This is a genomic window from Malaciobacter marinus, from assembly GCF_003544855.1.
Lineage (GTDB): Bacteria > Campylobacterota > Campylobacteria > Campylobacterales > Arcobacteraceae > Malaciobacter > Malaciobacter marinus.
In genome coordinates, this window is sequence record NZ_CP032101.1 from 2,333,859 (window position 1) to 2,347,919 (window position 14,061).

The window sequence follows — 14,061 nt, forward strand, 5'->3', positions numbered from 1 at the left end:
CTTGTAAGTTATTGTGTTAATTCTTTAAATTATATAATTTTTATAAAAGTACTTCTATATTTTTTGCAGCTGTTTGTACTTTATTTAACATTACGATTCTATCTTCTTTAAGTTTAACTGCTAACTCATTATCATTTAATGCTAAAATTTGTACAGCTAGATAAGCTGAGTTTATAGCACCTTCTTCATCCAATGCAACAGTTGCAACTGGCATAGCTAAAGGTTTATTTATTGTAGAAAGAATAGCTGTTGAACCATCAAAATTTTTATCTTTTATTGGTACTGCAATTATCGGTTTTGTTGTACCAGAAGCTACACTACTTGCCAAACATCCATTGATGCTTGAAGCAACAATAAATGAAACAGCACCTTTTTCTTCAGCACATTTAATATAATCTTTTATTTTTTCTATTGAATCATAAAGTGACAATACAGTTAGTTCATAATTTACATTAAACTTTTCAAAAGTCTCGGTACATTTTTTCATAACATCAAAATCTGAGTTACTTCCAATTATAATAGAAACAAATTTCATTTTTTACCTTAATTAACTTTGTAATTTATCATTTTATCTAAATTAATCTAATAGTTTTATAATCTGTTTTATTTTAAGCTCTTTCCAAGCTTCAAATCTATTTACTATTAAGCTTGTTTCTTTAAAATTAAAAAGTGATAGATTTTTTGATTTATCTTTTACTAAAACAGCTTTTGCATTATTATAATAATCAACTCTTTTTATAAGTTTTTCATCAGTAAAAATAACAACAGTAGGAATAAAAAAGATATCACTTATATGGTAAGTAGCAGTATCCACTGTAATAATTTTATTTGCCCATGAAATAATATAAGAATAATCTAAAAAACTCTTAGAATAATCTTTTAAACAAACATAAGATTCATCTTTAACACCATCAATTTGTAAAACAGAAATTATTGTATAATCTGGCATTTTTTTTATCATTTTTTTAAGTAATTCTGATGCAATATCTCTTGGTATTGATCTATTTACATTTGCAGAATAAGGATGAAAAAGAAGAATTTTTCCTTTAAGTTTAATCTCATTAAGCTTTGATTTTAAAGCATTTGATGGCTTATAATTATTTAAAGATAAAGTATTATATTTTCTATTGTTTTCTATTTTTTTATAATCAATACCAAATTTATAAAGCCAAGAATCTACATAATTTAGTTCACTATAATAAGGTTTTTTTGTTACTAAACTTGTATCTATATAATAATCATACTCGTAAAGTTTTTTTACACTAATTGATAATGCTGTTACTTTATTAATAAATTCTTGATTTAAAAAAATTTGTTTATCTCTTGTAAATTGTTTATTCTCAGAAGAGTTTAAATATATATCAATAGTAACTGTTTTAAATGTTTTTTTTAGCTCTTCATAAAAAATCCTTAAAGCACTTATACTATTAACCATCTCTCCTACTTTAAAACCCATATTACCTAGTATTGCAACTTTTACATCTTGTTTTAAAGTATTTGAAATTTGTGTTTTTAAACTATTATTTGAAGCATTTAAAAATATTGATAAATAATCTAAGTTTTCACTAAAATTTACATTTTTTGTAACTAAGGCTTTTTTATTTTGAATAATAGTATTAAATTCATTTTTATTTAAAATTCCCAACTCTTTTGGAAAATACTTATCACTAGTTAATCTAGTTTCTTCTATAACTTTTAGTTGATATTTCTTATCAACACTTTTAAAAACTCTTTTTAAATCAAGAAAGTCTTCATATGTAGTTATATATAAAGTATCATTTATAAGGTTTGATGGATTCTTTAGTTTAAAATAAGAAACTAAAGTTCCATCAGTAGTTTTAATATTGATATTTTGTGTAACTCTAAATATTACCATTAATAATTACAACTTGCCTCATCTTCATTTTTAATTCTAAGCATAGTTAAATATGGTAATTTAGAAGGAAGTTTGATTTTATTCGTATTTCCACTATGAACTGAGTCTAACTCTTTATTTGTATCAGTTAAAATCTTTTTAAAATTTATATAATACTTTCCATCTTCTTTTTTATAGATTTTACCTATTTCATTCTCACATTCAGTGATTTGTGCATCAATTGGAGCAAAAATTTCAATCTCATCACCTGGATAAGTTTTATATTTACACATAAAATACTCTTCATCTTCAGTAACTAAACCACTTACCTCATAACTTCCTTTACTTAGTGCATATTCATGATTTTGTGTATCACTTTTATCAAATGGTCTATGAATCAAATATGCATCTGTAAAACCTCTGTTTTTAGTAGTGTAAAGTTCCTCTTGATATTTTTTTGCATCAAATTTATCTTCAAAATAATCATCAATTGCTTCTCTATAAGCATAAGAAGTAACAGCAGCATAATAAGGTGATTTTGTTCTTCCTTCAATCTTAACTGAATCAACTGCATTTGAATCAAGAATCTCTTGCATATGAGAAGCTAAATTCATATCTTTTGAATTAAATATATATGTTCCCACACCTGGTTCTTCTTCAAGTCTAAATAACGAGCTATGATCCTCATTTGCAGCATAAAGTGTATACTCAAATCTACAATCATTTGCACAACTTCCTCTATTTGGTACTCTTCCCATTTGAACTGCACTTACTAGGCATCTGCCACTATATGCAAAACACATTGAACCATGTACAAAAATCTCTATTTCCATATCAGGAAGATGTTTTTTTATTTCTTTTACATCTTTCAATGAAATCTCTCTTGCTGCAATAATTCTTTTTACACCCATATCCCAAAAAACTTGTGCATCAAGATAGTTTAATACATTTGCTTGTGTTGACAAATGAATTGGTATTTGAGGAGCTATATCCCTACAAAGTTTTACCACACCAGGTGCAGCTACAATAAAAGCATCAGGTTCTAATTCAGCCATTTTAATAATATGCTTTTTTAATAACTCAATTTGAGAGTTAAAAGGAAAACCATTAATAGTTGCATAAACTTTTTTACCCCTTGCATGAGCATAATCTATACCTTCTTTAAAACTTTCAAAAGTAAACTCTTTTCCTGCTCTAATTCTTAAACTAAAATGACTAACCCCACCATAAACAGCATCAGCACCATATGCAATAGCTATTTTTAATTTTTCTAAATTTCCAGCTGGTGATAATAATTCTACGTTATTTTTCTTCATCAATAATCCTTGTGCTTTTGCACATTTTAAATTTTTTGGCAATTATATCAAATAATATTTATAAATAAGATTTTACATTAAATGTAGAATTTTTATATAAAAAAAAGTTAATACTAGTAAGTAAGAAAGCTTTTAAAAGCTTTCCCACTCATCATCACTAGCATTTGAAGTAAACTCTTTAGGCTTTTGTGTTTCTTTTTTTACTTCTGCTTTTTTCTCAGGTTTTTCAAAACTTTTAGTTTTTAAGCTTTGATTTTTATCTATTTGTTTTGAACTATTATTAGTATTACTTAATGTAGGAGTACTTTTTTCAACCTTTTTTTCAACATAAGTAGTACAATACTCAATTTTAATAATATCTAAACACTCAAATAATTTAAATGTACAATCATCTACTTCTTTTGAAATTCTTGATAAAACTTCATTTTCAGCTTTATTTGCATTTTCATTTACATAATCTTGTACTCTTTGATGTACACACTCATGATACTCTTTTAGTTTTGCCCAATTTGAACTTTTTGTAAATTCAGTACCTTTTGACTCTTCTTGTGCCATCCACTTACCAAAGTTACAATCTGTATGTTTAGTAACACTCCAAGTTTTTACATCTTTTTGTCCAACTTTTGCAAAATTCGTATCTTTAAATAAAATATGATCATTTTTTATTTTAGAAATTTTAAATACTAAATCAATATCACAAATTTGTTTCTCTTTTGTTTTATCAAAATTTGCTCTTTGCGAAATAGCATTTAAGTCTGCTGAAAGTTTTGTAACTCCATCAGATAGTCCACTTATCTCACTTGCTGAACTTGCATTAACTTGTGTTGCTCTATCTAATGAGTTAATTGCATCATTAATTTGTACAATTCCTGATTCTTGTTCTTTACTAGCACTTGAAACATCTTCAATTAAAGTAATTGTTTCATTGATTTTTGAAGTCAAATCAGTATAACCACCAATCATCTTATCTGAAATAGTTTTACCTTCATTTGCTTTTTGTGTTGCATGTTCAACAATATCTTTAATCTCTTTTGCAGCTTGTGCACTTCTACTTGCTAGATTTCTTACTTCTTGGGCAACAACGGCAAAGCCTTTTCCAGCTTCCCCAGCAGTTGCAGCTTCTACTGCTGCATTTAATGAAAGTATATTTGTTTGAAATGCTATTTGATCAATTACACTTATGGCTTCATTTATTGATTTTACTTGTTTATCAATATCATCCATTGCTTTTGTTGTCATATTTGCATAATTTTCACCCTCTTTAGCTGAGCCATTTAAATCATTTGCAAGAACTGACATTTTGTTCACTTTTGTTGCACTTGATTTAATAATAGAAGTAATTTCCTCAACAGCAGCAGCTGTCTCTTCTAAACTTGCAGCTTGTTCATTTGCTGATTTTGCAAGTTTTGATACTTCAGTTGATAAAACTTCTGTATCAGAATTAAGTTTTCTACCACTTGTTGTAATCATAGCTAAAAATTCAGAAACAGTATTTCCAATAAATGATGTACTAGTAGAAATAGAACCTACAATTCCATTTGCATTATGGTGCTCATTTTTACTTGTTTTATAATCAAAATTTGAATTACCATATTCAACTAAAATATTATTAATCTCTTCAAGTTTTTCATTTGTTTTATCAATCATTGAATTAATAGATAATTTTAACTTTTGAATTTGTGGATTTGGAGAGTCACTATGAACCTTATAAACATAGAATCCATTATTTACTTTAGTAATTACGTCTTCAACTTCTTCAATTACTTTTGCATCTTGTTTAAATCCATCTTTTAGTTTATTGATGTAAGCATTGAAACTATCAATAACTTTCCCAATTTCATCATTTGAATTTTTCTCTATAAAATTATTTGTATTAGAATCTGAACCTAAATTAGCAATAGCAAAATCCAATTGACTCAATGGATTAATGATGGCTCTTTTGATTAAGAATGTATATAATATATATATAAGTATTACTGCAATTAATGTAGAAATTACAAGAAACTTAACAATAGTAGCTATCTCTTCATTTGTGGTTTCTTCCATACTTGCAATTTCTGCTTTTATATCATCAATATACGCACCTGTTCCAATAATCCAATTCCATGGTCCAAATTTTTGAACATATGAAAATTTCTCTTGAGGTTCTTCAAAATTTGGTTTTGGCCACATATACTTAACTAATGCACCATTTTCATTATTATTAGTAACTGTAACAAACTCTTTAAATAAGTACTTTCCTTTTTTATCTTGAACATTTGCTACATTCTTATTATTTAGTGATGGTTTAATAGGATGCATTATCATTTTAGGTTTTGTATCATTAATCCAAAAATATCCGTTAGTACCATATCTCATATTAGAAATAGTTTCTAAAGCTTCTTCTTGAATATTTTTAGTTACATCAGCAACATAAGAGCCTGTTCCAATAACCCAATTAAATGGTTTAAAAAGTTTTACAAAAGATACCTTTAATTGAGGCTTATCAAAACCTGGTTTTGGCCATGAATAATCTACAAATCCAGAACCTTTTGTTTTTCCAACTTCAGCAAATACTGAAAATATTTTTTTCCCACCTTCATCTTTAAACTCAGACAAATCTTTTCCATCAAGGTGTGGTTTTGTAGGGTGCATTACAATAACTGCATCTGTATCATTAACCCAAAAATAACCTGTTTTACCATATCTTGTTTCAGAAATTATCTCTCTTAATCTTTTCTTTAACTCACTATTTGGTACTTTTCCTTTTAGTTTATTATACTCAGCATCCAAAATTGAAAAAATAAATCCAGATTGCTCTTTTAAATACTCTTGTACTTCTAGCTTTATTTTATCTATTGATGTTCTTTTATGATAAGCATTAACTGTTTTCATAGCTAATGATACATAGTTTTTGAGTTCTTCCTCTTTCTTTTCATAAGCTTCTTTTTTATATTTTTCAACATTCTTTTTTGAAAACTCTTTAATTGAATATATTGACTCAATAGATACAATCAAAGCAATCCCAACAATTGTTAAAAAAGCTAACATAAGTAGCTTAGATTTTATAGTAAGGTTACCTAGCATTAAACACTCCTTTTATAATCTTATATTCTATCTATCCAAACTTAAAAAAGTCAATAAAATGACATTAGAAGAATAAAATAATAATTTTTTGTTTACTTTTGTTTCACCATCAAAATTTTATTTTATTTTATGAAAACTTTAGGTATGTTATGAATTAGATTTAAAACTCAAAAGGTACAGGTTACAATTAATGTTTAATAAACTTTTTAAAAAATATACACGAGAAGATTTACTCGAAGAACTAAGAAACTCAACCTTTAAAGACTCAAAAGCCGATTCAATATTAAAAGATGTAGATATTCATTATAAAGACGAATTTAATAAATCATACCTGCATATAGTTGCAGAAGAAAATCTTGTAGAATCTGTAAAATGGCTTGTATCAAAAAAAGTTGCTATAAATAATACTGATTCAGAAGGTGACACTGCTTTAATTTGTGCAGCAAGAAAAGGTGCAACACAAACAGTGAGAACACTACTTCAATTAAAAGCAGATCCAAATATTGTAAATTCAAAAGGAAGAACTGCTATACAAGAAGCAGTGAAGTTTAATAAAAAAGATTCATATGTATTATTAAAAGAAAGAACTAAAAAATTAGACAATGCTGATGAAGAAGGATACACTTTAATTTTTGATGCAATTCATAGTCAAAATTTAGACTTAGTAAAAGATGTAATAAAACTTCAAGGTAATTCTATAGATAAGAAAATTTTATTCTATCCAGACACTTATTTAAATACAAATGTATTAAAATTTCTTGGTGATTATATAGATTTAAACATCACAGATGAAAAAGGAAGAACTCCTCTTTTTTATCTAGTTCAAAATGGTGCTTTAAATGTTGATTCTTTTAATTTTGCAATTGAAAAAGGTGCAAATATAAATCATATTGATGATGAGGGAAATAACGTTTTACTGGCATTAATTCAAGAAATACTAAAAATCAACCCAAGAGAAAAAGAGACTATAAAAAATCTACTTGATATGATTCCTTGGCTAATAGATGAGCATGTTGATTATAATCACTGCAATAATAACGGTGATAATGCCTTAATGCTTGCTACAAAAAACAGAAATATAAAATTAGTAGAAACACTATTAGAGTATGAAGTTGACCCAAACTTTATAAATGATAGAAATGAAACAGCATTAGCATTAGCTGCAATTAAAGGTAAATCAAATATTGATTTAGTTGCACTATTACTAGATTATGGTGCAAGACCTAATATTAGTGATGAAAATGGAAAAACTATCATTGAAAAACTTTTAGAAGTTGAGTTATTTTTAAGAAATAGAAAAAAACTTAAAATGAAAGCAAGGCAAAATATAAATGAAAATGAAAACTATAAATCAGTATTAGAAGAGATTTTATTAAATGGTGAAGTAAATCTTACAATGCTGAACTCACAAGGAAATCCATATTTCTTTGATGCAGTTGAATATGGAAATATTGATTTAGTTAAAATGCTAGTAAAATATGGTGCTGATATTAATCTAAAGAATAAAGATGGTTATAATATTATTTATTATTATATGTCAAAAAATATCTCATTTAGAAGAGTTGCTGAGCAACAAAACTATCTTGTAATGCTTAGAAATATAATCACTTTAGGGGCTGATGTAAACTCAAGGGATGATTATGGTGGAATAACTTTACATAAAGCTATACTTGATAATGATATTCAAACTATAAAAGTCTTAATAAATGCAGGTGCTGATATAAATGCAGTAGATAATAAAGGTAGAAATATGGTTCACAATGCAATGTGGCAAAATAAAGTAAAAGTATTTAGACTTTTATACTCATATAACAAAAACCTGATAAATAAACCTGACAAGTTTGGTGTTTTACCTATTAATTATGCAGCATTTTTAGGATATAACGAATTAGTAATTGAGCTTATTGATTCAGGATCTTATGTAAATAATCCTTATAAAAAGACACATTATATTTTCAACTTCTTGAAGAAATTTCATAAAAATTTAAGACCACTTTTAGAAAATACAAGAAACCCAGCAGATCACTTAAAAATGAAAACATTAGTAGAAAATATGGTCAAAGAGTTTAGTGTAAAGCTATAAATTTAGCTTTACTCTAAAAGATTTTTAGCAAATTCCAAAGCTTCTTTTGTGATATCTTCACCACTAATCATTCTTGAAATTTCATTTATTCTTTCTTCTTTATTTAAAACTTTAACTTTTGATTTTTGATTAATTTTATCTACTAAAAAGTGTTGATTTGCACTTGAAGTTAACTGAGGTTGATGAGAAATAGCAAATATTTGATAAGATTTTGCAAGTTGTGTCAACACTGTAGCAATTGCTGAGCTCTCTTTTCCACTTAAATTTGCATCAATTTCATCTAAAAATAGCACTCCATTTTTAACTATTTGAAACTCACTCATTGAAGTTAACAAAGCAAGTCTTAATCTGTTGAATTCTCCACTACTAATAGTGTCTAAATCAACACCATTTAGTTCAAATATAACTTCATCTATACCATTTGAATCTAACTGTTTTTCATTTATAATTATTTTTGCATTTGAAAGATATAAAAACTTTAAATAGTGATTTATTCGTTTTTCTAAATCTTTTACAGATTTTTTTCTATGTTGACTAATTTGTAAAGCTAATTCATTTACATTAAGCTCTATTTTTTCAATATCATTTTCAAGTTTTGTTTTTTCAAAAGTTAAATTCTCATATTTTTGTAAATCTTGCTTTTTTTGTTCTTTATACTCAATTGCTTCTTTAATAGAACCAAATCTTTTTTGTAAAGAAGATAGTTTTTCAATTCTATCTAACACATTTTCTATATCTAACTCTTCAAGTTCAAATAGTGAATCATTAAATCTTTCAAAATGATTATTAAGCTCATTTATTGCATCATCAAAAAAAGAACTATTTATTTCTAAAAGTTCTAATGCATTAGAAACTTGATGAGAATTTTCAAATATAGCAGAAGCATTTTTAATGGCATCTTCAATTTTATCTTTTTTTGAAAGTTTCTTTTTTATATCCATAAGTTCATCATATTCATCAATTTTAGGATCAATTGATTCTATTTTATCAATCTCAAATTTTGCAAACTCTTTTAACTCTTCTACTTTTAATTCATCATCAGTTAACTTTTTTAACTCTTTTTTTAATAAAGTTAATTCTTTATATGTTTTTGTAAAATCATCTTTTAATTTTGTAAAATTTTTATTCTTATTTTTTGATAATAAATCTAAAAAGTCCAATAATTTATTACTTTCAAAATCAGTTTTATCTTTTAAACTAAGATGCTTGATTAGATTTGAAGAAAATAGTTGAAGTCTTTTTTTTGATATTGTTTGATTGTTTAATAAATATCTAGTTTTGTCTTTTTTTATCTCTTTTATTACAATTTCATCATCAATATTAACATCAAAATCTTCATCTTTAATTGAACTTTTAAGAACAACTTCCCCAAGTCTAGCTTTTGCTTCTTGTATTGCAAATAATGATAAAATCGATTCCATTAAAACTGATTTTCCAGCACCACTAGGTCCAGTAAAAACTACTAAACCCTTATCAAACTCTAAATCAACTTCATTAAAAGATAAAAAATCTTTTAGGTATATTCTACTAATCATTTATATTAATTTCCCCATTGTAATTTTTCGTTTAATACTTCAAAATAGTTTCTCTCTTTTCGATGAAGAAGCTTTGCTTTTTTTGATGCAATTTGAATCTTTATTGATTGATTTTGCTCTACTTCATATATATCTTGTCCATCAACTATTACCATTGCTCCTTGATTGTCTGTAATTGTAAACTCTATTTCAAAATCTGCTGGTAATACTAATGGTCTTTGAGTTAATGAGTGTGGAGCAACAGGTGTTACAATAAAAGCATCAGTTAAAGGATAAACCAAAGGACCACCAACAGACAAATTATAAGCAGTTGAGCCAGTAGGAGAAGAAATAATTATTCCATCACCATAATAAGAATTAAAAGGTTTACCATCTATTTTAGCATCTACTTTAATCATTGAAGATAATGAATTTCTTGATATAACAATATCATTAAAAGCAAAAAAATTTTTTAAATTTGCATTTCCTTTTATCATCATTCTACTATCAATTCTATAGTTTTCATCATCAGATAAATTTTGTAAAAATGACTCAAGTTCGTTTAAACTAACATCAGTTAAAAACCCCAAGGTTCCAAGATTGATTCCAAGTACGGGTTTTCCAGATCTAAAGGTTCTTCTAACAACTGAAATTAAAGTTCCATCACCACCAATAGAAACTAAAAAATCTACAGTATCACATAAAATATCTAAATCAATACCCTCTTCATCAATCATATTAGCACTATTTTTTTCTAAAAATATTTCAATATTTTGTTTCTCAAAATATCCTTTTATTTTTATATAGTCATCTTTTATTTCAGGAGTAGAAGGTCTTAGAACTATTCCCGCTTTTGATTTTGATTTTAGTTTTTCTTTAGTAATTGTTGATTTCAAACCCATATCCGCTTCTTTTAAATTTATGTTAATTCTACCTAAAATGTTAATAAAACTGCTTTAAATTAACAAATTGTAATATTTTATGGATTATATAAGAATAAAAAAAGCCTACTCTTTCAAGTAGGCTTTTTTATAGAAGAAATAAAAGTCAAAATTGACTTTTATTTAAGGTTATTAACCATTTCTTTTTTTAATAATTTCTTCAGAAACATTTTTTGGAACTTCTTGATAAGCATCAAATAACATAGAGTAAGTTGCTCTACCTTGAGACATTGATCTTAAGTCAGTTGAGTATCCAAACATTTCAGATAATGGAATCATTGCAGTAACTAGTTTAACACCAGCTCTATCATCCATTGATTGAACTTGTCCTCTTCTTTTGTTAACGTCACCGATAACATCTCCCATATACTCTTCAGGAGTTTCAATTTCAACTTTCATCATTGGTTCTAAGATTATAGCTTGAGCATCAGCTTTTCTACAAGCTTCTTTGAAACCCATAGATGCAGCTAATTTAAACGCCATTTCAGATGAGTCAACATCATGGTAAGAACCATCATATAATGTTACTTCAATATTAACCATTGGGTAACCAGCTAGGATACCACCTTGCATAGCTTCCTCACAACCTTTTTGAACAGCTGGAATATACTCTTTTGGTACAACCCCACCTTTAATTGCGTTGTTGAATTTAAAGTTATCTTCTGAATCAACTAATGGTTTAATATCTAAATATACGTGACCATATTGACCTTTACCACCAGATTGTTTTGCATATTTAAATTCATTTTTAATTTGGTTTTTAATTGTTTCTCTATAAGCAACTTGTGGAGCACCAACTTCAGCTTCAACTTTAAATTCTCTTTTCATTCTATCTACAAGAATTTCTAAGTGTAACTCACCCATTCCTGAAATAATAGTTTGTCCAGATTCTTCATCAGTTGCAACTCTAAATGATGGATCTTCTTCTGCTAATTTACCTAATGCAATACCCATTTTTTCTTGGTCAGCTTTAGTTTTTGGCTCAACTGCAACAGAAATAACTGGTTCAGGGAATTCCATTCTTTCTAAGATCACTGGATCTTTATCAGAAGCTAGTGTATCACCTGTAACAGTTGATTTAAGACCAACTACTGCACCGATTTCACCAGCATATAATTGAGAAACTTCTTCTCTATTATTTGAATGCATTTTAAGTAATCTTCCGATTCTTTCTTTTTTCATTTTTGTTGAGTTCATTACATATGTTCCAGATTCTAAAACACCTCTATAAACTCTTGCGAAAGTTAACTGTCCAACAAATGGGTCAGTCATAATTTTAAATGCTAAGGCTGCAACTTCACCCTCATCAGTTGATGGAACAATTACTGCTTCACCATCTTGAGTTTCACCTCTAATATCTGCAACTTCTGTTGGAGCTGGTAAATATGTAGAAACTGCATCAAGTAAAGTTTGAATACCTTTATTTTTAAAAGCAGTACCACAAGTCATAGGAGTAATATTCATAGCTAAACAACCAGCTTTAAGACCAGAAATAATCTCTTCTTCGCTTAAATCACCTTCTTCAAAATATTTTTCCATTAATTCTTCTGAAGATTCAGCAGCTGCTTCAATCATTTTTTCTCTGTACTCTTGTGCTTGTTCTAATAACTCAGCTGGAATTTCTTCTACTGAATAAGCAGAACCCATTGCAGCATCTTCGTCCCATACTAAAGCTTTCATTTTTACTAAATCAACTACACCATGGAAGTTTTCTTCTGCACCGATTGGTATTTGAATTGGAACAGGATTAGCTTTTAGTCTTTCATTTACTTGTTTTTCAACATTAAAAAAATCTGCACCAGTTCTATCCATTTTATTAACGAATATCATTCTTGGTACTTTATATTTATTAGCTTGTCTCCAAACAGTTTCAGATTGTGGTTGAACCCCACCTACTGAACAAAATACTGCAACTGCACCATCAAGAACTCTCATAGATCTTTCAACTTCAATTGTAAAGTCAACGTGACCTGGAGTGTCAATAATGTTTATTTGTAGTTGCTCATTTGTTTTAGGGTGTGGCCAAAAACAAGTTGTAGCAGCAGAAGTAATTGTAATACCTCTTTCTTGCTCTTGTTCCATCCAGTCCATAGTTGCAGCACCATCATGAACCTCACCAATTTTGTGAGAAACTCCTGTATAGAATAAAATTCTTTCAGTAGTTGTTGTTTTACCTGCATCAATGTGCGCTGCAATACCGATATTTCTAACTCTTCTAAGTGGTGTTTTTCTAGCCATTAATAATTCCTACCATCTATAGTGTGCAAATGCTTTGTTAGCTTCTGCCATTCTATGCATGTCTTCTTTCTTCTTGAATGATGCACCTCTTTCGTTCGCTGCTTCGAATAACTCATTAGCTAATCTCTCAACCATAGTTCTTTCGTTTCTTTTTCTTGAAGCTTCTACTATCCATCTTAGTGCTAAAGTTTGTCTTCTTACAGATCTAACTTCAACAGGAACTTGATAAGTTGCTCCACCAACTCTTCTAGATTTAACTTCTAAAAGTGGTTTAACATTTTCAATTGCTTTTTCAAACAGTTCAATACCAGCTTCTTCACCTCTAGTATCTAAGTTTGCAATTGCACCATACATAATTTTTTCTGCTACTGATTTTTTACCATCTAACATAACAGTATTAATGAATTTCGTGATCACTTTACTATTGTAGATAGGATCAGCCATAATTTCTCTAACTGGAGCTTTTCTTCTTCTCATTTTCTTATCCTTCTACTTATTTCTTAGGTCTTTTAGTACCATATTTAGATCTTGCAACAGTTCTGTTTGCAACACCAGCTGTATCTAAAGCACCTCTTACAACGTGATACTTAACACCAGGTAAATCCTTAACTCTTCCCCCTCTAACTAATACGATAGAGTGTTCTTGTAAGTTGTGACCTTCACCACCGATATATGAAATTACTTCATAACCTGTTGTTAATCTAACTTTTGCAACTTTTCTTAAAGCCGAGTTAGGTTTCTTTGGAGTTGTAGTATATACTCTTGTACATACCCCTCTTCTTTGTGGACATTTTTCTAATGCTGGTGATTTAGATGTTTTAATCACCTTTTTTCGCTCTTTTCTAATCAATTGATTGATAGTAGGCATTTTTTCCCTTTATTTAAATTGGTTTGAGCAATTAAAGCAATGCTCATGCTTCTCGTGCAAATCAACATATTGTTGAAACGATACTACCATTCTAGGAAACGTGAAGTTTTCTAAAAAAGTTCGTGATTATACTTAATTTAATCTTAAACAGTACTTAGTTAATAATTAAATCACTTTAAT

Annotated in this window: 10 protein-coding genes; 1 reads left to right on the forward strand and 9 read right to left on the reverse strand. The window is 27.9% G+C overall.

Annotated elements, in window-relative coordinates; genetic code table 11:
- Positions 1-40 precede the first annotated feature (40 nt).
- The 4 genes from AMRN_RS11360 to AMRN_RS11375 form a co-directional block, all read right to left on the reverse strand.
- On the reverse strand, positions 41-535 hold the full coding sequence (locus AMRN_RS11360) for an AIR carboxylase family protein (protein ID WP_099310428.1): 495 nt from the start codon (positions 533-535) through the stop codon (positions 41-43).
- 42 nt (positions 536-577) lie between these two features.
- Entirely contained in the window at positions 578-1,876 is a 1,299-nt protein-coding gene (locus AMRN_RS11365) for a glycosyltransferase family 9 protein (protein ID WP_099310429.1), read from the reverse strand.
- The gene (locus tag AMRN_RS11370) at positions 1,876-3,171 is read right to left on the reverse strand and encodes a peptidase U32 family protein (protein ID WP_099310430.1); all 1,296 of its coding nucleotides are present in this window, start codon (positions 3,169-3,171) and stop codon (positions 1,876-1,878) included. The genes AMRN_RS11365 and AMRN_RS11370 overlap by 1 nt, the downstream gene beginning before the upstream one ends.
- A gap of 132 nt (positions 3,172-3,303) precedes the next feature.
- Complete coding sequence (locus tag AMRN_RS11375; protein WP_099310431.1) at positions 3,304-6,237, reverse strand: methyl-accepting chemotaxis protein; 2,934 nt, start codon at positions 6,235-6,237, stop codon at positions 3,304-3,306.
- A 190-nt stretch (positions 6,238-6,427) separates the two neighbouring features.
- Here AMRN_RS11375 and AMRN_RS11380 point away from each other — a divergent pair, with 190 nt between their 5' ends.
- A complete protein-coding gene (locus tag AMRN_RS11380; protein WP_099310432.1) occupies positions 6,428-8,320 on the forward strand; it encodes an ankyrin repeat domain-containing protein in 1,893 nt (630 codons plus the stop codon).
- Between the two features lie 8 nt (positions 8,321-8,328).
- On the opposite strand, the gene AMRN_RS11385 is transcribed toward AMRN_RS11380, so the two are convergent.
- From AMRN_RS11385 to rpsL, 5 genes are all read right to left on the reverse strand, one after another.
- The gene (locus tag AMRN_RS11385; protein WP_099310433.1) at positions 8,329-9,855 is read right to left on the reverse strand and encodes an AAA family ATPase; all 1,527 of its coding nucleotides are present in this window, start codon (positions 9,853-9,855) and stop codon (positions 8,329-8,331) included.
- A 5-nt stretch (positions 9,856-9,860) separates the two neighbouring features.
- A complete protein-coding gene (locus tag AMRN_RS11390) occupies positions 9,861-10,736 on the reverse strand; it encodes an NAD(+)/NADH kinase (RefSeq protein ID WP_099310434.1) in 876 nt (291 codons plus the stop codon).
- Between the two features lie 171 nt (positions 10,737-10,907).
- Positions 10,908-13,013, reverse strand: coding sequence for an elongation factor G (gene fusA / locus AMRN_RS11395; RefSeq protein ID WP_099310435.1), 2,106 nt, complete (start codon positions 13,011-13,013; stop codon positions 10,908-10,910).
- Between the two features lie 9 nt (positions 13,014-13,022).
- A complete protein-coding gene (gene rpsG / locus AMRN_RS11400) occupies positions 13,023-13,490 on the reverse strand; it encodes a 30S ribosomal protein S7 (protein ID WP_099310436.1) in 468 nt (155 codons plus the stop codon).
- A 16-nt stretch (positions 13,491-13,506) separates the two neighbouring features.
- Positions 13,507-13,881 (reverse strand): 30S ribosomal protein S12, encoded by a 375-nt coding sequence (gene rpsL, locus AMRN_RS11405; RefSeq protein ID WP_099310437.1) that lies wholly within the window; start codon positions 13,879-13,881, stop codon positions 13,507-13,509.
- Positions 13,882-14,061: the final 180 nt, after the last annotated feature.

What these genes read in the sequence shown, in the direction of transcription:
- AMRN_RS11385 (WP_099310433.1), bottom strand. Translation starts at nt 9,855, where the DNA reads ATGATTAGTAGAATATACCTAAAAGATTTTTTATCTTTTAATGAAGTT.
- AMRN_RS11360 (WP_099310428.1), bottom strand. Translation starts at nt 535, where the DNA reads ATGAAATTTGTTTCTATTATAATTGGAAGTAACTCAGATTTTGATGTT.
- AMRN_RS11390 (WP_099310434.1), bottom strand. Translation starts at nt 10,736, where the DNA reads ATGGGTTTGAAATCAACAATTACTAAAGAAAAACTAAAATCAAAATCA.
- rpsL (WP_099310437.1), bottom strand. Translation starts at nt 13,881, where the DNA reads ATGCCTACTATCAATCAATTGATTAGAAAAGAGCGAAAAAAGGTGATT.
- AMRN_RS11370 (WP_099310430.1), bottom strand. Translation starts at nt 3,171, where the DNA reads ATGAAGAAAAATAACGTAGAATTATTATCACCAGCTGGAAATTTAGAA.
- fusA (WP_099310435.1), bottom strand. Translation starts at nt 13,013, where the DNA reads ATGGCTAGAAAAACACCACTTAGAAGAGTTAGAAATATCGGTATTGCA.
- AMRN_RS11375 (WP_099310431.1), bottom strand. Translation starts at nt 6,237, where the DNA reads ATGCTAGGTAACCTTACTATAAAATCTAAGCTACTTATGTTAGCTTTT.
- AMRN_RS11380 (WP_099310432.1), top strand. Translation starts at nt 6,428, where the DNA reads ATGTTTAATAAACTTTTTAAAAAATATACACGAGAAGATTTACTCGAA.
- rpsG (WP_099310436.1), bottom strand. Translation starts at nt 13,490, where the DNA reads ATGAGAAGAAGAAAAGCTCCAGTTAGAGAAATTATGGCTGATCCTATC.
- AMRN_RS11365 (WP_099310429.1), bottom strand. Translation starts at nt 1,876, where the DNA reads ATGGTAATATTTAGAGTTACACAAAATATCAATATTAAAACTACTGAT.